The sequence below is a fragment of the Chelativorans xinjiangensis genome (assembly GCF_009812055.1).
Lineage (GTDB): Bacteria > Pseudomonadota > Alphaproteobacteria > Rhizobiales > Rhizobiaceae > Chelativorans > Chelativorans xinjiangense.
This window is the reverse complement of sequence record NZ_WQNH01000002.1, coordinates 120,583-140,709: the sequence shown is the minus strand read 5'-3', so window position 1 is coordinate 140,709 and position 20,127 is coordinate 120,583. Positions and strand designations below refer to the sequence as shown.

Here is a 20,127-nt window from a genome sequence, read left to right as displayed (position 1 = left end):
TCAATTTCCCGCCATAAACCGGGCGCACCGAAAACATCTCTCGGACCGCGCCGCTACGAAAACGCGTGTCAGGAGAAGCCGCAAAGCCGCGGCAAAGGTGAATTATGGATGCTCGAGCGATTTCAAAGGCAAAACTTCCCAGCCGCCACGTGACCGTCGGCCCGGCGCGTGCGCCGCATCGGTCCTACCTCTACGCCATGGGTCTTTCGCCGGAGGAGATCGCACAGCCGCTGGTAGGCGTCGCCACCTGCTGGAACGAAGCCGCTCCGTGCAACATTTCGCTGATGCGCCAGGCTCAGGTGGTCAAGAAGGGCGTGGCCGCCGCCAGCGGCACGCCGCGCGAGTTCACCACCATCACCGTCACCGACGGCATCGCCATGGGCCATCAGGGCATGAAGGCCTCGCTGGTATCGCGCGACGTCATCGCCGATTCCGTCGAGCTGACCATGCGCGGCCACTGCTACGATGCCCTGGTGGGGCTCGCCGGCTGCGACAAGTCGCTGCCGGGCATGATGATGGCCATGGTGCGGCTCAACGTGCCGTCGGTCTTCATCTACGGCGGTTCCATCCTGCCCGGCACCTTTCGCGGGCGCCAGATCACCGTCCAGGACGTCTTCGAGGCCGTGGGCCAGCATTCGGTCGGGACCATGTCCGACGATGACCTGTTTGAGATCGAGCAGGCGGCCTGTCCGTCGGCCGGCTCCTGCGGGGCGCAGTTCACCGCCAACACCATGGCGACCGTGGCCGAAGCCATCGGCCTGGCGCTGCCCTACTCCTGCGGCGCGCCGGCGCCCTACGAGATGCGCGACCGCTTCAACTACGCCTCGGGCGAGAAGGTGATGGAGCTGATCGCCAAGCAGATCCGCCCGCGCGACATCGTCACCCGCAAGGCGCTCGAGAACGCGGCGGCCGTGGTCGCCGCCTCGGGCGGCTCGACCAACGGGGCGCTGCACCTGCCGGCCATCGCCCATGAGGCGGGCATCAAGTTCGATCTCTTCGATGTGGCGGAGATCTTCAAGAAGACCCCTTACATCGCCGACCTGAAGCCGGGCGGCAAATATGTCGCCAAGGACATGTTCGAGGCTGGCGGCATCCCGCTTCTGATGAAGACGCTGCTGGATAACGGCTACCTGCACGGCGACTGCATGACGGTGACCGGCCGCACGGTGGCCGAGAACATGGAGCGCGTTCAGTGGAATGACGCGCAGGACGTGGTGTACCCGGCCAACAAGCCCATCAGCCCCACCGGCGGCGTCGTCGGCCTGAAAGGCAATCTGGCGCCCGAGGGAGCCATCGTGAAGGTCGCCGGCATGAAGAACTTGAGGTTCTCCGGCCCGGCGCGCTGCTTCGATTCGGAAGAGGAGTGCTTCGCCGCCGTCAACGAGCGCCGCTACGAGGAAGGCGAAGTGCTGGTGATTCGCTACGAGGGCCCCAAGGGCGGCCCCGGCATGCGCGAGATGCTGGCCACCACCGCCGCCCTCTACGGCCAGGGCATGGGCGACAAGGTGGCGCTGATCACCGACGGGCGCTTCTCCGGCGCCACGCGCGGCTTCTGCATCGGCCATGTGGGGCCGGAGGCTGCCACCGGCGGGCCCATCGGCCTTCTGCGTGACGGCGACGTCATCACCATCGATGCGGTGGAAGGCACGATCGATGTGGCACTCAGCGAGGAAGAGCTTGCCGAGCGCCTGAAGGGCTGGACGCCCCGCGAAACGGATTACCAGTCCGGCGCGATCTGGAAATACGCGCAGACGGTCGGTTCGGCTCGCTACGGCGCCGTGACCCATCCCGGCGGGGAGAAAGAAACCCACTGCTATGCGGATATCTAAGCAAATCACGGGCGGCTTTACCGCCGCCGCACTGGTGCTGATGGGCCCCATCGGCCCTGCGCTCGCGCTCGATGAGAACGTGGTGGTACAACAGCCGCGCGAGCGCAGCCCCTGGGCCGTCTTCCGCTTCGGTTTCTCCGCCTACAAGAGCGGCAAGAAGGAAGAAGCGGTGGAGGCCTACCGCTACGCCGCCGAGAACGGCCAGGTCGGCGCGAGCTGGAAGCTTGCCCGCATGTATGCCGAAGGCGACGGCGTTGCCCGCAACGACTATGAGGCCTTCAAGTTCTTCTCCGAGGTCGCCCAGCAGGATGTGCGGCCCGGCAGCCGTGACGAAAGCTATGTGTCGGATGCGCTGGTGGCCGTCGGCCGATACCTGAAGACAGGCATTCCCGGCTCGCCGGTCGAGGCCAATCCGGCCGCCGCGCAGCAATATTTCATGCGTGCGGCCGCTGCATACCGCAACGCATCGGCGCAATACGAGCTCGGCCACATGTTCCTGACCGGCGAGGGCGGGACGCAAAACGTTCAACAGGCCGCACGCTGGCTGCAGCTCTCCGCCGAGAAGGGCCATGCCGGCGCCCAGGCGACCCTTGGCAATCTCCTGTTCCATAGTGGCAAGGTGGTGCGCGGGTTGGCACTGATGACCGCGGCGCTGGAGCGGGCGGCACCTGCCGACGTTCCCTGGATCCGCGCCATGCAGGAGGAGGCATTTGCCGTGGCCGCCGAGTCCGACCGCCGCACGGCGATCGCGCTGGCCGAGGATTATCTGTCGAACGGGATGGAATAGGGCTGAGGCCCGCCCTCGTGGTTCGACAAGCTCACCATGAGGGCTTCCGTGCGCGCCCAACCTTCAACCTCGAGGCTTGCACGACGGTGGTCTGCCTTCGCCCTCATGGTGAGCTTGTCGAACCACGATGGTGAAGGCACGCGCCTATGTCTTAGAGCAATTCCAGGAAAAGTGGAAACCGGTTTTCCGTCCGGAATTGCGTGAAATCAAAAGGTTAGATCCTTTCATCGTTTCTGTGAAATGATGAAAGGATCTAAATCAGCTCCACCACCACCGGCACGTGGTCCGACGGCTTTTCCCAGGCACGGGTGTGCTTCTGCACGGAGGTCGAAGACAGCCGGTCCGCGGCCTCCGGTGACAGCATCAGGTGGTCGATGCGGATGCCGTTGTTCTTCTGCCAGGCGCCGGCCTGGTAGTCCCAGAAGGTGTAGACGCCCGGCTCGTCGCTGACGGCGCGCAGGGCGTCGGTCATGCCGAGATTGGCGAGCCTGCGAAAGGCCTGCCGGCTTTCCGGCTGGTAGAGCGCATCGCCGAGCCATGCGTCGGCGTTCTTGGCGTCGGCGGGTTCAGGGATGACGTTGTAGTCGCCCGCAAGCACCAAAGGCTCCTCCAGCGCCAGCCGCGCCCTTGTCCAGCCTTCGAGCCGCTCCATCCAGCCGAGCTTATAGGCGAACTTCTCGCTGGCGACCGGGTTGCCGTTGGGCAGATAGAGCGAGGCGACCCTGAGGGCGCCCGTCTCCGTGGAGAAGACCCCTTCGATGAAGCGCGCCTGTTCATCGGCCTCGTTGCCCGGAAGACCGCGGTTGACCTCGTCGAAGCGTAGCTTCGACAGGATAGCGACGCCGTTGAAGCCCTTCTGGCCACTGGTTTCCACGTGGTAGCCGAGCGCTTCTATCGGCTCGCGCGGAAACTGTTCGTCGACCGACTTGATCTCCTGCAGGCAGACAATGTCGGGGCCCGCCTCCTGCAGCCAGTGCAGAAGATTGTCTATGCGCGCCTTGACGCCGTTTATGTTCCAGGTGGCGATCTTCATGGCGCGCACAGTAGAGGAATCGCGGCAACGGTCAAACCATTTGCCGCGAGATGCGCGCTTAGATGGAGAAGCTGGTGCCACAGCCGCAGGAAGCGACGGCGTTGGGGTTCTTGATCTGGAAGGACTGGCCGATGAGGTCGTCGACGAAATCGATGACCGAACCGCCCATATAGACGAGCGACAGGTCGTCGATCAGCACCAAAGCGCCGTCCTTCTCGATGGCGACGTCGTCGTCGTTGCGGCTGTCGGCAAGGTCGAATTTGTAGGAGAATCCCGAGCAGCCGCCGCCCTCCACGGACACGCGCAACGCGATCTTGCCGGGCTCTTCGCCGAGGATCTTGGCGATGCGCTTGGCCGCGGCTTCAGTCAGTTCCACGCCCTTCATGTCGATTTTGGCGTCAATGCCCATGGAGATCACCTTGCATTCGCTTATGTCGAATAGGTATGAACGGCGAGGCGGCGAGTCAACAAGCGGCGGATATGGCAAGCCCGGCACATCTTCATGGCATCGGCTTCGGCTACCGGCCGCGCGCGGCCTATGCCTGTGATCCGGCGCTCTCGCGCGGGCGCCTTTGCGAGGAGCCCGAAAGCCCGACGCGCACGCCCTTCCAGCGCGACCGCGACCGCATCATCCATTCCACGGCCTTTCGCAGGCTCAAGCACAAGACGCAGGTCTTCATCGCGCATGAGGGCGATCACTATCGCACGCGGCTTACCCACTCCATCGAGGTGGCGCAGATCGCCAGGGGACTCGCCCGCGCCCTTTGCTGTGACGAGGACCTGGCCGAGGCGGTGGCGCTGGTGCACGATTTCGGCCACACGCCCTTCGGGCATACGGGCGAGGAGGCGCTGAACGACAAGATGGCGCCATGGGGCGGCTTCGACCATAACGCCCAGTCGCTGCGCGTCGTCACCAGGCTGGAGCGCCGCTACGCGGAGTTCGACGGTCTCAATCTGGCGTGGGAGACGCTGGAGGGGCTCGTCAAGCACAATGGGCCGCTGACCGACAGGCAAGGCAACGGCCTCAACGGCCCCGTGCCGCAAGCCATCCGCGACTATTCGGAACTGCAGGATCTCGAACTTTCCCGCTTCGCCAGCGTGGAGGCGCAATGCGCAGCGATCGCCGACGACATAGCCTACAACGCACACGACATCGATGACGGCCTGCGCGCCGGCCTCCTGACGCTCGACATGCTGCGCGGGGTGGACCTGCCGGGGCGGATCCTGCGCGCGGTCGGGGAGCGTTATCCCGGCCTCGACCCGGTGCGCACCGGGCACGAGTTGATGCGCCGGCAGATCACGGCCATGGTCGAGGATGTCATCGACACGGCGCGCGAGAACCTCGAGGCCTTGCAGCCGCGCTCAGTCGAGGACGTGCGTGACGCCGGGCGGACATTGGTCACCTTCTCACCGGCCATGGCGGTCGAGGAGAAGGCGCTGAAGTCCTTCCTCTACGCAAACCTCTACCGCCACCCGGACGTGCTTGAGGTGCGCAGCCGCGCCGACCGCGTCGTGCGCGATCTGTTCGACGCCTATTTCGCCAATCCGCGCGAGATGCCGGAAGGCTGGCGCGAGGGGCTCGACCGGGCCGAGGAGCGCGTCAAGGCGCGCGATGTAGCGGACTTTTTGGCAGGAATGACCGACACCTATGCACTCAAGGAGCACGAGCGCCTGTTTGACCGCACACCTGATTTGCGATAGGGCGCAGGCCACTTGCGGCGGCGCGTGCTGCCGCGCGGTTCTCAATCCGGGACATCGTCCATGAACATCTTTGCCGATTTTTCCGATCGGGTCGTCAAGGCCGTCAACGCGCTGGGGCTTGAGCCGAAGGAGGGCGGGGCGCTCGATCTCTCCCGCGTGGCGGTGGAGCCGCCGCGCGACGCCAGCCACGGCGATCTGGCCACCAATGCAGCGATGGTGCTGTCGAAGGCGGTGGGCGAAAACCCGCGCGCGCTGGGCGAGCGGCTGGCCGCGGCGCTGGCCGAAGACCCGGACGTGGCGGAAGCGAGCGTGGCCGGCCCCGGCTTCGTCAATCTGCGCCTCGGCGACGCGTTCTGGCAGGCCCGGCTCGGCGAGATGCTCGATCTTGGTACCGACTACGGCCGCTCGACGGTCGGCACGGGGCACAAGGTGAACGTCGAATATGTCTCGGCCAACCCGACCGGCCCGATGCATGTCGGCCACTGTCGCGGCGCCGTGGTGGGCGACGCGCTGGCGAACCTTCTGGCGTTCGCGGGCTACGACGTCGTCAAGGAATACTACATCAACGACGCCGGTGTGCAGATCGATGTGCTGGGGCGGTCGGTGATGCTGCGCTACCGCGAGGCGCTGGGTGAAGAGATCGACGCCATCCCCGAGGGGCTTTATCCGGGCGATTATCTCAAGCCGGTCGGCAAGGCGCTGGCCGACGAATTCGGCACGAGGCTGCAGTGGATGCCGGAGCCGGAGGCGCTCGAAATCGTCAAGGACCGCGCCATCGACGCCATGATGGCGATGATCCGCGAGGATCTCGCCGCCCTCAACGTGCATCATGACGTCTTCTTCTCCGAGCGCTCCCTTCATGCCGGCAATGGCGGGGTGATCCGCTCTGCCGTCAACGACCTGACCATGAAAGGTCATGTCTACAAGGGCAAGCTGCCGCCGCCCAAGGGGCAGTTGCCGGAAGACTGGGAGGACCGGGAGCAGACGCTGTTCCGGTCGACGGAGGTGGGCGACGACATCGACCGGCCGCTGATCAAGTCCGATGGCAGCTTCACCTATTTCGCTGCCGACGTGGCCTACATGAAGGACAAATACGCGCGTGGCTTCGAGCACCTGATCTATGTGCTGGGCGCCGACCACGGCGGCTATGTCAAGCGGCTGGAGGCGCTCGCCCGCGCCATTTCCGACGGCAAGCTGCATCTGACGGTGCTTTTGTGCCAGCTCGTCAAGCTCTATCGCGGCGGTGAGCCGGTGCGCATGTCCAAGCGGGCAGGGGAGTTCGTCACCCTGCGCGATGTGATCGACGAGGTGGGGCGCGACCCCGTGCGCTTCATGATGCTCTACCGCAAGTCCGACGCGCCGCTCGACTTCGACTTCGCCAAGGTGACCGAGCAGTCCAAGGACAATCCGGTTTTCTACGTGCAGTACGCCTCGGCGCGCTGCCACTCGGTCTTTCGCCAGGCGCGCGAGCAGCTCGGCGTTGAGAATTTCGACCGCGCCGCCATGCGCGCGGCGCTGCATCTGCTCAAGGACGAGGGCGAAGTCGCGCTCATCCGCAAGCTGGCGGAGTACCCGCGACTCATCGAAAGCGCGGCCCAGGCGCTGGAGCCGCACCGCATCGCATTCTACCTCTACGACCTCGCCAGTCAGTTCCATGCACAGTGGAATCGCGGCACGGAGACAGACGACTTACGTTTTGTTAAGGTTAACCATCCAGAGTTGACCCACGCCAGGCTGGGCTTGGTGCAGGCTGTCTGCGACGTCGTGACGTCGGGACTGGCGCTCGTGGGCGCGGAGGCGCCGGCGGAGATGCGCTGATCGTAGACAGAAGCTGTCACCATTTGCCCACAATGCACTGGTAGGGCCAACCAAGTATAGTGCGACGTTGCCCGCGTCCGACCGAGTGTGGGAAAAGGCATGGCTGACAGTAATTATTCGAATGCCACAGGGCCGAGAGATCTGGCGCAAGACGATCCGTTCTCTGAACTGACACGGATCATGGGCCACGACACGCGTCCCATTCCAAAGTCGGAGCCGGAGCAAGAAGAACCGGCAGACAATCTTACCCTCGAACTAGAGAACGAGTTGCTGGGGGATCTGGCCGACGAGACAGATCAGGCCTATGCAGCCGATACAGCGCTCGATGAGGAGGAGGCCAGCTTCCGGCAGTATGCTCAGGCGCCCGAGCCCGACCTTATGGCCGAGGAGACCTCGGAACCCGACCCCACCCTCGACGACACGTTCGGCAGCGCATTCGACGACGTGTTCGCCGCCGGCGAGCCCGCCGCGATCGAGGATAGTGAGGCGGCCGACGATGTCGATGCCGAGCCTGCCGGGTTTGCGGAGGAAGGCGGTACGCAGGAAGGCGCCGGAGACGATCCGTTCATGATCCGCGAAGAGGATCTGGCGGCGCTTGATTCCGACTTCGCCATGTATGATCAGGAGGCCGAGGCCGCAGCAGCCGACGGCGACGAGCCGCCGCCCTCCGAAGAGGCTGAATACGGTGCCTCGTTCGGGAATGACGAGCCTCTGTACGGCCACGAGCCCGATGCCGCAGCAGCCATCGGCGACGAGCCGCAGGCCCCTGAAGAGGCTGAGTACGGTGCCTCGTTCGGGAATGACGAGCCTCTGTACGGCCATGAACCCGATGCCGCAGCAGCCATCGGCGATGAGCCGCAGGCTCCTGAAGAGGCTGCCGAATACGGTGCCCCGTTCGGGAATGGCGAGCCTCTGTACGACCATGAGCCCGATGCCGCGGCAGCCATCAGCGACGAGCCGCAGGCTGCTGAAGAGGCTGAATACGGTGCCCCGCTCGGGAATGACCAGCCTCTGTACGACCATGAGCCCGATGCCGCAGTAGCCATCAGCGACGAGCCGCAGGCTCCTGAAGAGGCTGAGTACGGTGCCTCGTTCGGTAACGAGGAGCCTCTGCACGACCATGAGCCCGATGCCGCGGCAGCCATCGGCGACGAGCCGCAGGTCCCTGAAGAGGCCGAATACGGCACTTCGTTCGGCGATGACGAGCCTGCCTCCGAAGAGCCCGAGTACTTCTCTGCCGCCGATGCGGCCCGAGCGACCTATAGCCAGGCCCCTGAAGACGGGTGGATGGCTGCTTCCACGCGGGCTGGAGACGACGCGGACGTGCCGGCGGATGAACCGCAGGCGGGTACGGAAGGCGGCGATGTTCTGGGTGAGTGGTCGCCGGAAGCCCTTTTTGCCGGCCTCGGCGATCAGGATTGGCATCAGGATGGTGAAGGCGATGCGGAGCCGGAGGCCCCGGCAGCCGATCCTATGCCGCCGGAGGTCGATACGGTCGAGGTGCCCGAAGGCGCCGTCGCCCTGGCCGATAACCTCGATGTGCCCGATGTCCCCTATCAGAAAGAAGAGGTGAAGGCGGAGCTCGACGAGATCGAGGAGATGCTGGCTGGCGCTTTCGGCGAGGGGAACGAGGCGGCCGACGGGCTTGACGATGCGTGGATGGAAACCGCGCCCCGCCCGGCCGATGCGCCGCAGGAGCCCGACGACCAGGAGATCGACGACTATCTGTCAGCCGGTATTGGTGCAGGTGTGGGAGCCGGGATTGCCGCCTACGCAGCGCAGCAGCCAAGCGGAGACGTTTACGGCCATCCTGCTTCCGGACACGATCAAGGCATCCGGGAGTGGAGCGCGACTTCCGACGAGTTGATACCGGTGCCCGGCGCCGAGCCGCCCGTGGCCGATGCCGGACGCCGCTTCGGTTCACGTGCGGTAATGGCGGCGGCGATCGTCGGCGGCGTGGCCATTTTGGGCGGCGTGACGGTGTTCGCGCTCACCTTCAGCGGGGGTGACGCCGACGAGCCGGCCCTGGTGAAGGCGGACGACACGCCGGTGAAGGTGAGGCCTGAGAATCCGGGCGGCACGACCATCCCCAATCAGGATAACCAGGTCTACAGGCGCGTATCCGGTGAAACCGAGGAGGCCGAGCCAGGGCAGACGCGGCTCGTCTCGACCACCGAGGAGCCGGTCGACCTGCCCGCGGCGGAGCCGCAGACGGGTGACAACGGGGCGGCAAAGCTGGAGGAACGGCTGGAGAATCCCGTCGAGGAAGCTACCGGCGGCAACGAGACGGCGACGCTCACGCCGCGCCGTGTCCGCTCGTTCGTCGTGCAGCCGGACGGCACGATGGTGCCGAACGATGTACCGGAGCCGGTCGAGACGGCGGATGACAATGCCGACAGCGTGGCGAATGCCGCCGCAGCGGACGACGCCGAGACGCTTGCCGCCACGCGAACCGAAACAACGGATGAGCCGTCCGCCGCAACACAGAACGCGCAGGCCGACGCCGACGGCAACACCGTCGAGGCAGCCGCTGCGAACGCGGTTTCGGTGCCGCCTTCCGGGCCGATCCCACCCGCCCGACCGAGCAATATCGCTCCGGCGCAGCAGCAGGCCAACGCGCAGCCTCCCTCCGCCAATGCCAACGCGCAGGCGCAGCAGCAGAGCACGCCCACGCAGGTGGCCGCCGCCCAGCCGCAGCCCACGCAGACGGCCGCCGAATCCGGTTGGTCGGTGCAGATATCCTCGCAGGCCAGCGTCGAAGGCGCGCAACAATCATACCAGGAACTGGCACAGCGCCACGGCAATCTGCTGCAGGGCAAGGGCGTTAATATCGTCAAGGCAGACATCGAGGGCAAAGGCACCTACTACCGGGTGCGCATTCCATCCTCCTCGAAGGACGAGGCGATCCGGTTGTGCGAGCAACTCAAGGCGGCCGGCGGGAGCTGCTTCGTTTCGAAGTAGCCGGGTAGACGCAAGACCTGTGAAACCGCCGCGCTCCGCGGCGGTTTTTGCTTGCATGAACTGCATGGCCGGCTTGCACCAGTGGTCGCCGTCCCGCACTCGGAGGTGCCAATGCCACCGCTAGCCGCTATCCTCGCTGCATGAGCGAATCAAAAGCAATGATCCTGGGCGCTGCCGGCACGCGGCTCAGGGCAGACGAAGCGGCCTTCTACCGCGACGAGCGGCCCTGGGGCTTCATCCTGTTTGCGCGCAATATCGCCGAGGCCGATCAGGTGCGCGATCTGGCGGCGGCAATGCGCGAGAGCGTGGGCAGGCTGGACGCGCCCATTTTCGTCGATCAGGAGGGCGGGCGGGTGCAGCGGCTGCGTCCTCCGCTGGCGCCGGACTATCCCCATGCAGCAGCGCTCGGGGCGCTTTGCGGCCGGGACAAAGCGGCCGGCTTGCGCGCTGCGTGGCTGATGTCGCGCCTGCACGCCTTCGACCTTGCACGCCTTGCCCTTTCGGTCGACTGCCTGCCGGTACTCGACGTGCCGGTGCCCGGCGCGCACGATGTGATCGGCAAGCGCGCCTATTGCGGCGAGCCGGAAGTGGTGGCCGCGCTCGGCCGCGCGGCAGCGGACGGGCTATTGGCGGGCGGCATCCTGCCGGTGATGAAGCACATTCCCGGCCACGGGCGCGCCGGCGCGGACAGCCACCATGCGCTGCCGCGCGTCGAGGCGCCGCTCGACGAACTGCGCGAGCGCGACTTCGTGCCCTTCAAGGCGCTTTGCGACCTGCCCATGGCGATGACGGCGCATGTGGTGTACACGGCGGTCGACCCGGACAACCCGTCCACCACCTCGGCGCGGGTAATCGCCGATATCATCCGCGGCGAGATCGGCTTCGACGGGCTTTTGATGAGCGACGACGTGTCGATGAACGCGCTTTCTGGGGATTACGGCGCTCGCGCGCAGGCAATCCTTGCGGCCGGTTGCGATGTCGTCCTTCACTGCAACGGCGTGATGGACGAGATGCGGGCCGTCGCCCAACGAACGCCGGAATTGACGGGCAAGTCGAAGGCGCGGGCGGAGGCCGCGCTTGCCATGCTCGGCGGCGACGACGACACGGACGAGGCCGTCGCGCGCGCTGAATTTGCGAGCCTGTTCGAGGCTGCGGCCTAGAGCAGTTCCAGGAAAAGTGGAGACCGGTTTTCCGTTCGGAATTGCGACAGAACAAGGAGTTGGACCAGGTCATCGATTCCATGGAACGATGACCTGGCCTAGAGGCGGGAAGAAGGAACGGCTGACAGTGGCCGAGGCAGCGAAGAAGACGGCGGGACAGGGGGGAACGGGCAAGCCCATCCCCATGGACAAGCTGTGGGCGGAGGAGGGCGAGCGTGGCGTCTCCGAGCCGGCGCTGACCGTCGATGTCGAAGGCTTCGAAGGGCCGCTCGACCTGCTCCTGCACCTGGCGCGCAACCAGAAGGTCGATCTGGCGCGGATTTCCGTCCTGGCGCTGGCGGAGCAGTATCTGCAATTCGTCGAGCGGGTGCGGCGTATGCGGCTGGAGCTCGCGGCCGACTATCTGGTGATGGCGGCGTGGCTCGCCTATCTGAAGTCGCGCCTCCTGATCCCCCAGCAGCAGGGCGACGAGGAGCCCTCCGGCGAGGAAATGGCGGCGCTGCTGCAGTTCCGTCTGAAGCGGCTGGAGGCCATGCGCGACGCGGCCGCCCGCCTCGTCAACCGCAACCGACTGGGGCGCGACGTCTTGGCCCGCGGCATGCCCGAGCCGGTGGTCGTTCAGAAAAAGAGCGACTACTCGGCAACCCTCTACGACCTCCTGACCGCCTATGCCGGCCAGCGCCAGCGCCGCGCCATCACCAATGTGCAGATCGCCAAGCGCGGCGTGTGGTCGTTGAAGCAGGCGCGCGACATCCTCACCCGCATGGTCGGCGAACTCTCCGAGTGGACCGCGCTCGACCGCTTCCTGATCGCCTATCTGACGCGGCCGGAGGATCGGAAGACGGCGGTTGCCAGCACCTTCGCCGCAAGCCTGGAATTGGTGCGCGAAGGGGCATTGGAAATCCGCCAGCACGAGCCCTTCGCACCGCTCTACATGCGAAACGGGCCGAAATCGCCTAGTGGTGCGATCCTGACAGATGGTCCCCATCTGTCAGGACAAATCGCCCCACCGGATTAATAGCTTGTGGGCTGACTTTTCCAAACGGATGGGCACCATCCGTTTGGGTCAGATCACTAGACAACCGGGAAATGCCATGAACGAGAGCGCGAACGTGGTTCCATTCCGTGCCGAGGACGGCGGGTCGGCGGAGGACGCGCGGCAGCGGCCGGCAGATGGCATCGCCTTCGTCGAGGCCAAGCGCATGGCCGAGGCACTGGTCTTTGCAAGCGCCGAGCCCGTACCTTCCAAGGCGCTGGCCGAGCGGCTGCCCGACGGCACCGATATCGCGGCGATTATGGAGGAATTGAAAAGCGACTATACGCGCCGCGGCGTCAATCTCGTGCGGGTGGACGACTGCTGGGCCTTCCGCACTGCCGGCGACCTCGCATTCCTGATGAGCCGACAGTCGACGCAGCAGAAGAAATTATCACGCGCCGCCCTCGAGATGCTGGCCGTCATCGCCTACCACCAGCCGGTCACGCGCGCCGAGATCGAGGAGATCCGCGGCGTTGAGACCTCCAAGGGCACGCTCGACATCCTTCTGGAGACCGGCTGGGTGCGCATGCGCGGCCGCCGCCGCACGCCCGGCAGGCCCGTCACCTACGGCACGACAACCGATTTTCTCGACCATTTCGGCCTCGAAGAGCTGCGCGATCTGCCTGGGCTCGACGAATTGAGGGGGGCGGGGCTGCTTTCTTCCCGCATGCCCACGAACTTCTCCGTGCCGCAGCCGCCGGCCGACGCGGATATGCTCGGCGAGGACGAGGATCCGCTCACCGATATCGACCTTGAAGAGCTCGGCCTGTTGACACCGCGTGTCGAGGGTGATTGACCGCTTCCGGCGCACGGACAGCGCCGGAAGGATGAGAACGCCATAACGATGAGCGAGACGGACGAAAAGCCGGCGCGGGTGACCGCCGGGGTGACCTTCGCCGCCCGCCTGGCGTTCGAACAGGTCAGCCACCGCTTCGCGCCCGACCAGGTCACACTCGATGATGTGACGCTGACGGCCGAGCCGGGCGAGGTCTTGTGTCTCCTGGGGCCGTCGGGCTCCGGCAAGACGACGCTTCTGCGGATTGCCGCCGGCATCGAGACCCAGAGCGCCGGCCGCGTGCTCCTCAACGACCGGGAGATTGCCGGGCCCAACGTCTTCCTCCCGCCCGAGCAGCGCTCCATCGGCCTCGTCTTCCAGGATTTCGCGCTCTTTCCGCATCTCACCATTCTCGACAACGTGCGCTTCGGCCTCACGGCGCTGTCGCGCGAGGAGGCGAAGAACGAGGCGATGATCGCGCTCAGGAGGGTGGGGCTGGAGGGCTATGCCGGGGCCTACCCGCATGTGCTTTCGGGCGGCGAGCAGCAGCGCGTGGCGCTGGCCCGGGCGCTTGCCCCGCGCCCCGCGGTGCTTCTGATGGACGAGCCGTTCTCCGGCCTCGATTCCAGGCTCAAGGACACGGTGCGGGCCGAGACGCTCGCCATCCTGCACCAGAGCCGGGCGACGGCAATCGTGGTGACCCACGATGCGGAGGAGGCGATGCGGCTCGGCGACCGCATCGCGCTCCTGCGGGCCGGGCGGCTGGTGCAGGTGGGAACGGCCGAGGAACTCTACCTGCGGCCGGCCGATCTTTTCGTCGCCGGCTTCTTCTCCGAGCTCAACCTATTCGAGGCGCGAATGGCGAACGGCACGGCCGATACGCCGCTCGGCCGGTTTGCCGCACCGGATCTGGCCGATGGGACGCCGGTGACGGTGGCCGTCCGGCTTTCCGGGTTCGAGGTGGGCGAGGAAGGGCAGGGCGTGCCGGCGCGGATCGTCTCCAGGCGCTTTCTCGGCGTGGTGGTGCTTCTCGAACTGGCGGTCGAGGGGAGCGAGGATCACGTGCGCGCGCGCATCCGCCGCAGCCAGCTCGCACCCGGCGTGCGCGACATATCGCTCAACGTGCGCCCCAGCGACGTTCTAGTGGTGCGATCCTGACAGATGGCACCCATCTGTCAGGACAAATCGCCCCACCAGATTGATAGCTTGTGGGCTGACTTTTCCAAACGGATGGGTACCATCTGTTTGGGTCAGACCACTAGTGTTTGAAAGACGGCGCGAAAGCGCATAAATCAGAACGACAACTGAACTTCAGGCAAAAGAGATCATAATCATGGGTTCCCTATCGATCTGGCACTGGCTCATCGTGCTTGTGGTGGTTCTGCTCCTGTTCGGCCGCGGCAAGATCCCCGAGCTGATGGGCGACATGGCAAAGGGCATCAAGAGCTTCAAGAAAGGCATGTCCGACGACGAAGCCGAAGAGGCCAAGACCGTCGAGCACCAGGCCAACGAGCCGGTGAAGAGCGCCAAGGAAAAGGCGAGCAAGTCCTGACGCTGACCTTGGCGCCAGCCGCCGTATCCTTGGAAACGACCGATGTTTGACTTGGGATGGCCTGAACTTCTTGTCATCGCGATCGTGCTGATCGTCGTCGTCGGGCCGAAGGATCTGCCCGGCGTTCTGCGCGGCTTCGGCCGCACGACGACAAAGCTGCGCTCGATGGCAGGCGACTTCCGCAAGCAGTTCGATGAGGCGCTTCGGGAGGCCGAGCTCGATGACGTGAAGGGCCTTGTCGACGATGCGCGAAAGCTCGACCCGCGCGGCGAGATCAAGAAGCATCTCAGCCCGCTCGAAAAGGCGGGCCGTGAGGTCCGAAGCGGGCTTGACGAGGCGATGAAACCGAAGGCGGCTCCGGCCGTCGCCGAGGCGAAACCCGCCGTGCCGGCGAGCGAGAAGCCTGCGCCCGCCGGGCCCACAGTGGCCAAGCCCACTACGGCCAAACCCAAGACGGCTAAACGCGCTGCCAAGCCTGCGACCAAAGCCGCTACGACGAAGAAGGCGCCGAGCGCCAAACCCACCGCCAAGCGGGCAGAGGCCAGGCCCGCCGCGCGTCAAAAGAAGACAACGGGAACCGCGTCGTGAGCGCTAAAGACGACGACGATATCGATAAGTCATCAGCACCGCTGATGGAGCACCTGATCGAGCTGCGCTCGCGTCTCATGTGGGCGATCGCCGCCTTCTTCGTCGCGTTTCTCATCTGCTTCTTCTTCGCCAAGGAGATTTTCAACCTCCTGGTCATCCCCTTTCAGTGGGCGAGCGAATGGGCGGGCCTCGATTCGGAGAAGGTGGACCTCATCTACACCGCGCCGCAGGAGTTCTTCTTCACGCAGATCAAGCTCGCCATGTTCGGCGGGCTGGTGCTGGCCTTCCCGGTGATCGCCCTGCAGGTCTACAAGTTCGTGGCGCCGGGCCTCTACCGCAACGAAAGGCGGGCCTTCCTGCCCTTCCTCGTCGCCTCGCCCCTCCTGTTCCTGATCGGCGGCGGGCTCGTCTATTTCTTCTTTACGCCGATGGTGATGTGGTTCTTCCTGTCCATGCAGCAGGTGGGACCGGAGAACGAGGTACAGATTTCGCTCCTGCCGCGCGTTTCCGAATATCTCGGCCTCATCATGACGCTGATCCTGTCCTTCGGCCTGGTCTTCCAGCTGCCGGTGGTCACGACGCTGATGGCGCGGGTGGGGCTCTTGACCGCGCAGGGCCTGGTCGACAAGCGCAAATACGCCATCGTCGCCGCCTTCGTGGTCGCCGCGGTGCTGACACCGCCGGATCCGGTGAGCCAGATCGGTCTCGCGCTTCCCACCATCCTTCTCTACGAGATCGCCATCTGGTGCGCCCGGATGGTGGAGCGCAGACGCGAGAGGGAAGAGGCGGAGAAAGAGAAGGCCGAAGCCTCGGCCGAGGGCAAAGCCAACCCCGCCGAATAGGCGAGGGGGCAACCGGTTGCCGCCCCCAAACGCGCGTCATCCCGGAAAGCCGAAGGCTTGTCCGGGACCCATTCCGTGACTCGTCCACATTCCGGAATGGATCCCGGACAGCCTCCGCTTCGCTCCGGCTTCCGGGATGACGCGCGTTTGGAGGCGGGAGCAGCGGGAAATGCCCGGCGTGTGCGGCACCCCTGTCAGCACATGTCAGGAATGTTTTCCTATTCCCATTCACGCCCCTCCCGACCCGTGCGATAATCCTCGCCACTTGGACGAAAGGAGGCAGCCATGGACGGACGTGCGGCAATCGAGCGGGATCGCGTGGCGCTGAAGCGCATCGTCGCATCGCTCGTGGCCATGGCCGGGCCGGCCGTGGGTCCTCATCCTGAGGTGCGAGCCGATGGCGAGCCTCGAAAGACCCTGCCCCGCCATCTCTGGCGCGCCATACTCAGCCTGCTGCGCCCGACTGAGGCCGCCGCGCGGCGGCTGATCATCGCGGCCGCGCGCGGTCTGGTCGTCTCCCTGCCGCCCCCGCGCAAGCCGAAACCCGTGAGCCCGGCGCCGCTCCTGCGCAGCCTCGGCATCGCCGTGATGGCCTCGCCCGCCGACCTGTCCGCCATAGCGCGCAGAGCGAGGGCGGAAGCCAGGCGCGCCGCCGCGCCCGCCCGTCCGCGAAGCTTGAGCCTGCCGCTCTTCGACCCGCTGCGGCTTTCTCTGAGCCCTGAGCTTGCCGAAGGGGGCCGCGGCCGCCATGGGCCCGCGCGCGCCGTCCCGCGCATCCTGTTTCCCGGCGTCACCGAGCCGTCTCCCCTCCCGCAGCCGCCATCCCGCGACGATCCCGTAAGCGCCGCGCGTCTTGGCCAGCGCCTCGCGGCACTGCTTGCTGCCCTTGACGATCTGCCGGGACAAGCCATGCGCTTTGCCCGCTGGAAGGCGCGCCGCGATCTGGGGCTTGTGCGCCGTACCTGGCCGCTGCGCGGCGGCCGGCCGCCCGGCGGCCGGCTGTCCCGCTTCGACCCCTCCGCCGCCTGCCGCGGCGCCGCAGGCGCGCAAAGAAGAAAAGCACCCCGCAACATCCGCGAGGTCGACGAGATCCTTGCTCACGCCCATTCGCTGGCCCTCTACGCGCTGGAGAGCCCCGACACGTCATGACGCGCGGACCGGCTTTCGGCGGAGCATTTCAACAAGCTTGGAGATGGGGTAATCGGCCTTGCCGGTTGCCCATGGAGGCATTGGGTATGGAAAGGAGCAGCTACGGTGAAACCGATCGATTGGCGCAGCGCAATCACCCCCACTCCGTCTTGCTTCGCAATCCACCTCTCCCCCTGCCCGGGGGAGAGGAAACTGGCCGCAACGCAAGGCGCCCTTCCTCTCCCCCGGGCAGGGGGAGAGGTGGATCGGGGCGAAAGCCCCGAGACGGAGTGGGGGTGATTGCGCTGCGCTCATCCGAGTTCGCAGCCCGGAGGGCGCCTCAACGCCCTTGCGTCATCCTCGATTGCGGTTTACGCCCTTTCTCGTCTTCTCCGGCGGTTTTGCCGGAAGGAATCGCGCCTTATGGCGCCCCCCTCTGTCCTGCCGGACATCTCCCCCACAAGGGGGGAGATTGGCTGTCGCGCATAGCTTCGCCAATCGTCCACGTTGCAGGGGAGGCGCCGGTAAAGCGGCCGGCGCAATCTCCCCCCTTGTGGGGGAGATGGCCGGCAGGCCAGAGGGGGGCGCGAAGGGGCGCTGCCCGACCAGTCACAGGAATCGTTCACGCCATGCTCGACATAAAATGGATTCGCGAGAACCCCGAAGCCCTCGTGCTCGCGCTGAAGAAGCGCGGTCAGGCGGAGGCCGAGGCGCGATCCCAGGTCGAGACCGTGATTACCGCCGACGAGGCGCGCCGCACGCATCTTACCAAGCTGCAGGAAGAGCAAGCCCGGCAGAGGACCATCTCCAAGGAGATCGGTCAGGCAATGGGGAAAGGCGACAAGGAACTGGCTGAGAAGCTGAAGGCCGAAGTGGGAGAGCTGAAGAACTCTGTCCAACGGGGCGAGGCAAAGGAGCGCGGGCTTGACGCGGACCTGCGCGATCAACTCGCCAGCATCCCCAACGTGCCGCTCGACGACGTGCCGGAGGGCGCGGACGAGAGCGACAATGTCGAGTATTTCGGCCTAAATAAAACGCGCGAGCAGGCTGAACGAGACCGGCCCAAGCGACGTGATTTCACCTTCAAACCGAAGGAGCATTTCGAGCTTGGCGAAGCGCTGGGGATGATGGACTTCGAGCGCGCCGCCAAGCTCTCGGGAAGCCGCTTCACCGTCCTTTCGGGGCAACTTGCCCGGCTGGAACGCGCGCTCGGTCAGTTCATGCTCGACCTGCACACGACCGAGCACGGCTATACGGAGGTGCAGCCGCCGCTCTTGGTGCGGGACGAGGTACTCTTTGGCACGGGACAGTTACCGAAGTTCGCTGGAGATTTATTCTTGGCGCGAAGCCTTCCTCTTCTGGAGGGTGTGGTTGATGTGGCTCCGCATATTGAAAAGAAGGATGAGTTTAACGAGCTAATTACATTGGTCTTTGGTAGTGGTGATGAAGGTCGGATTAGACACCTCATAGAGTCGGTGTATGGGGAAAATCATAGTGCGAGAGATCAGGTGGAGGCCACATTTGTGGGAAGGAAGCTGTGGGCTATCCCCACCGCCGAAGTCCCCCTCACAAACCTCGTCCGCGGGGAAATCCTAGACGCCGAAAAACTCCCCCTCCGCTACACCGCGCTCACCCCCTGCTTCCGTTCCGAGGCCGGCTCGGCGGGCAAGGATACGCGCGGCATGCTGCGCCAGCATCAGTTCTACAAGGTCGAGCTTGTCTCGATCACCGACGCCGAATCCTCGCTCACCGAGCACGAGCGCATGACCGAATGCGCCGAGACGGTGCTGAAGAAGCTCGGCCTTCCCTTCCGCACCGTCGTCTTATGCACCGGCGACATGGGCTTCGGCGCGCGGAAGACCTACGACATCGAGGTCTGGCTGCCCGGCCAGAACGCCTACCGCGAAATCTCCTCCTGTTCGGTCTGCGGCGATTTCCAGGGCCGCCGCATGAACGCGCGCTATCGTGCGGCCGGCGAGAAGCAGACGCAGTTCGTGCACACGCTGAACGGTTCCGGCGTGGCGACGGGCCGCGCGCTCATCGCCGTCATGGAAAATTACCAGAACGAGGACGGCAGCATTAGCATTCCTGAAATCCTGCAGCCCTATATGGGTGGGGTAACGAGGATCGAATCGGCAAAAGGGTAGGGCGCCTTGCGCATTCTTCTGACCAATGACGACGGCATCCACGCCGAGGGCCTGCAGGTCCTGGAGCGCATCGCCCGCACGCTGTCGGACGATGTGTGGGTGGTGGCGCCGGAGACGGACCAGTCGGGCTTTGCGCATTCGCTGTCGCTGTCCGAACCGCTCCGGATGCGCAAGATCGACGACCGGCACTATGCGCTGCGCGGCACGCCGACGGACTGCGTCATCATGGGCGTGCGCAAGGTGATGGATGCGCCGCCGGATCTGATCCTGTCCGGCGTCAACAACGGCACCAATCTTGCCGACGACGTCACCTACTCCGGCACCGTGGCGGGCGCCATGGAGGGCACGCTGCTCGGCATCCGCGCGATCGCGCTCAGCCAGGCCTACGATTTCGCCGAGGATATCCGCTATATCCCGTGGGACACGACGGAGGCCGTCGCGCCGCCGCTCCTGAAGAAGCTCGTCGCCACCGATCTGCCCAAGGGCGTGTTTCTCAACGTCAATTTCCCCAACCGTCCGCCCGAGGAGGTGAGGGGCACCATCGTCACCTCCCAGGGCAAGCTCGTGCACGGGCTGTGGATCGACGAGCGCAAGGACGGCAGGGGCTTTCCCTACTACTGGCTGCGTTTCGGCCGCAAGGAGGAGGAAGTGCGCAAGGGAAGCGACCAGGCCGCCGTGCGCGACGGCTATATCTCCGTCACGCCGCTGCATCTCGATCTCACCGCGCACGAGGTGCGCGAACGGCTTTCGAAGGCGCTTTCGTGACGGCA

General features: G+C 65.5%; 17 protein-coding genes. 15 read left to right on the top strand and 2 right to left on the bottom strand.

The annotated features are described in order from the left end of the window. Nucleotides 1-104: 104 nt before the first annotated feature. Nucleotides 105-1,829, top strand: coding sequence for a dihydroxy-acid dehydratase (gene ilvD, locus GM910_RS02330; RefSeq protein ID WP_159585889.1), 1,725 nt, complete (start codon nucleotides 105-107; stop codon nucleotides 1,827-1,829). Next, nucleotides 1,816-2,616, top strand: coding sequence for a tetratricopeptide repeat protein (locus GM910_RS02325; RefSeq protein WP_159585888.1), 801 nt, complete (start codon nucleotides 1,816-1,818; stop codon nucleotides 2,614-2,616). Before ilvD ends, GM910_RS02325 begins: the two co-directional genes overlap by 14 nt. Nucleotides 2,617-2,869: 253 nt before the next feature. Here GM910_RS02325 and xth read toward each other — a convergent pair whose 3' ends face one another. Further along, entirely contained in the window at nucleotides 2,870-3,649 is a 780-nt protein-coding gene (xth, locus tag GM910_RS02320) for an exodeoxyribonuclease III (protein WP_159585887.1), read from the bottom strand. Nucleotides 3,650-3,707: 58 nt separating this feature from the next. After that, nucleotides 3,708-4,058: an iron-sulfur cluster insertion protein ErpA gene (erpA, locus tag GM910_RS02315; RefSeq protein ID WP_159585886.1), complete on the bottom strand. Its 351-nt coding sequence runs from the start codon at nucleotides 4,056-4,058 to the stop codon at nucleotides 3,708-3,710. Between the two features lie 71 nt (nucleotides 4,059-4,129). On the opposite strand from erpA, the gene GM910_RS02310 reads away from it, so the two are divergent. The 13 genes from GM910_RS02310 (at nucleotide 4,130) to surE (ending at nucleotide 20,122) form a co-directional block, all read left to right on the top strand. Next, nucleotides 4,130-5,350 (top strand): deoxyguanosinetriphosphate triphosphohydrolase, encoded by a 1,221-nt coding sequence (locus GM910_RS02310; protein WP_159585884.1) that lies wholly within the window; start codon nucleotides 4,130-4,132, stop codon nucleotides 5,348-5,350. A 60-nt stretch (nucleotides 5,351-5,410) separates the two neighbouring features. Next, nucleotides 5,411-7,168: an arginine--tRNA ligase gene (gene argS / locus GM910_RS02305; protein WP_159585882.1), complete on the top strand. Its 1,758-nt coding sequence runs from the start codon at nucleotides 5,411-5,413 to the stop codon at nucleotides 7,166-7,168. Between the two features lie 99 nt (nucleotides 7,169-7,267). Further along, nucleotides 7,268-10,129 carry an SPOR domain-containing protein gene (locus GM910_RS02300; RefSeq protein ID WP_159585881.1) on the top strand — a complete coding sequence of 954 codons (2,862 nt, stop codon included), beginning with the start codon at nucleotides 7,268-7,270 and terminating at the stop codon, nucleotides 10,127-10,129. 140 nt (nucleotides 10,130-10,269) lie between these two features. Next, a complete protein-coding gene (gene nagZ, locus GM910_RS02295) occupies nucleotides 10,270-11,289 on the top strand; it encodes a beta-N-acetylhexosaminidase (RefSeq protein ID WP_159585879.1) in 1,020 nt (339 codons plus the stop codon). Between the two features lie 184 nt (nucleotides 11,290-11,473). Beyond that, nucleotides 11,474-12,307 (top strand): segregation and condensation protein A, encoded by an 834-nt coding sequence (locus GM910_RS02290; protein ID WP_159586040.1) that lies wholly within the window; start codon nucleotides 11,474-11,476, stop codon nucleotides 12,305-12,307. Between the two features lie 76 nt (nucleotides 12,308-12,383). Beyond that, complete coding sequence (gene scpB, locus GM910_RS02285) at nucleotides 12,384-13,121, top strand: SMC-Scp complex subunit ScpB (RefSeq protein ID WP_159585878.1); 738 nt, start codon at nucleotides 12,384-12,386, stop codon at nucleotides 13,119-13,121. Between the two features lie 48 nt (nucleotides 13,122-13,169). Beyond that, nucleotides 13,170-14,258, top strand: coding sequence for an ABC transporter ATP-binding protein (locus GM910_RS02280; RefSeq protein WP_159585877.1), 1,089 nt, complete (start codon nucleotides 13,170-13,172; stop codon nucleotides 14,256-14,258). Between the two features lie 175 nt (nucleotides 14,259-14,433). Beyond that, nucleotides 14,434-14,652, top strand: coding sequence for a twin-arginine translocase TatA/TatE family subunit (locus tag GM910_RS02275; protein ID WP_159585875.1), 219 nt, complete (start codon nucleotides 14,434-14,436; stop codon nucleotides 14,650-14,652). 42 nt (nucleotides 14,653-14,694) lie between these two features. Then, a complete protein-coding gene (gene tatB, locus GM910_RS02270) occupies nucleotides 14,695-15,240 on the top strand; it encodes a Sec-independent protein translocase protein TatB (RefSeq protein WP_159585873.1) in 546 nt (181 codons plus the stop codon). 44 nt (nucleotides 15,241-15,284) lie between these two features. Beyond that, the gene (gene tatC, locus GM910_RS02265; RefSeq protein ID WP_201285396.1) at nucleotides 15,285-16,082 is read left to right on the top strand and encodes a twin-arginine translocase subunit TatC; all 798 of its coding nucleotides are present in this window, start codon (nucleotides 15,285-15,287) and stop codon (nucleotides 16,080-16,082) included. A 285-nt stretch (nucleotides 16,083-16,367) separates the two neighbouring features. Continuing rightward, nucleotides 16,368-17,231: a hypothetical protein gene (locus GM910_RS02260; protein WP_159585870.1), complete on the top strand. Its 864-nt coding sequence runs from the start codon at nucleotides 16,368-16,370 to the stop codon at nucleotides 17,229-17,231. 608 nt (nucleotides 17,232-17,839) lie between these two features. Next, the gene (gene serS / locus GM910_RS02255) at nucleotides 17,840-19,357 is read left to right on the top strand and encodes a serine--tRNA ligase (protein ID WP_159585869.1); all 1,518 of its coding nucleotides are present in this window, start codon (nucleotides 17,840-17,842) and stop codon (nucleotides 19,355-19,357) included. A 6-nt stretch (nucleotides 19,358-19,363) separates the two neighbouring features. Continuing rightward, complete coding sequence (gene surE / locus GM910_RS02250) at nucleotides 19,364-20,122, top strand: 5'/3'-nucleotidase SurE (protein ID WP_159585868.1); 759 nt, start codon at nucleotides 19,364-19,366, stop codon at nucleotides 20,120-20,122. Nucleotides 20,123-20,127 lie beyond the last annotated feature (5 nt).

Excerpts from the sequence above, each read along its gene's own strand:
- ilvD (WP_159585889.1), top strand. The coding sequence starts at position 105 with ATGGATGCTCGAGCGATTTCAAAGGCAAAACTTCCCAGCCGCCACGTG.
- GM910_RS02325 (WP_159585888.1), top strand. The coding sequence starts at position 1,816 with ATGCGGATATCTAAGCAAATCACGGGCGGCTTTACCGCCGCCGCACTG.
- xth (WP_159585887.1), bottom strand. The coding sequence starts at position 3,649 with ATGAAGATCGCCACCTGGAACATAAACGGCGTCAAGGCGCGCATAGAC.
- erpA (WP_159585886.1), bottom strand. The coding sequence starts at position 4,058 with ATGGGCATTGACGCCAAAATCGACATGAAGGGCGTGGAACTGACTGAA.
- GM910_RS02310 (WP_159585884.1), top strand. The coding sequence starts at position 4,130 with ATGGCAAGCCCGGCACATCTTCATGGCATCGGCTTCGGCTACCGGCCG.
- argS (WP_159585882.1), top strand. The coding sequence starts at position 5,411 with ATGAACATCTTTGCCGATTTTTCCGATCGGGTCGTCAAGGCCGTCAAC.
- GM910_RS02300 (WP_159585881.1), top strand. The coding sequence starts at position 7,268 with ATGGCTGACAGTAATTATTCGAATGCCACAGGGCCGAGAGATCTGGCG.
- nagZ (WP_159585879.1), top strand. The coding sequence starts at position 10,270 with ATGAGCGAATCAAAAGCAATGATCCTGGGCGCTGCCGGCACGCGGCTC.
- GM910_RS02290 (WP_159586040.1), top strand. The coding sequence starts at position 11,474 with ATGGACAAGCTGTGGGCGGAGGAGGGCGAGCGTGGCGTCTCCGAGCCG.
- scpB (WP_159585878.1), top strand. The coding sequence starts at position 12,384 with ATGAACGAGAGCGCGAACGTGGTTCCATTCCGTGCCGAGGACGGCGGG.
- GM910_RS02280 (WP_159585877.1), top strand. The coding sequence starts at position 13,170 with ATGAGCGAGACGGACGAAAAGCCGGCGCGGGTGACCGCCGGGGTGACC.
- GM910_RS02275 (WP_159585875.1), top strand. The coding sequence starts at position 14,434 with ATGGGTTCCCTATCGATCTGGCACTGGCTCATCGTGCTTGTGGTGGTT.
- tatB (WP_159585873.1), top strand. The coding sequence starts at position 14,695 with ATGTTTGACTTGGGATGGCCTGAACTTCTTGTCATCGCGATCGTGCTG.
- tatC (WP_201285396.1), top strand. The coding sequence starts at position 15,285 with ATGGAGCACCTGATCGAGCTGCGCTCGCGTCTCATGTGGGCGATCGCC.
- GM910_RS02260 (WP_159585870.1), top strand. The coding sequence starts at position 16,368 with ATGGACGGACGTGCGGCAATCGAGCGGGATCGCGTGGCGCTGAAGCGC.
- serS (WP_159585869.1), top strand. The coding sequence starts at position 17,840 with ATGCTCGACATAAAATGGATTCGCGAGAACCCCGAAGCCCTCGTGCTC.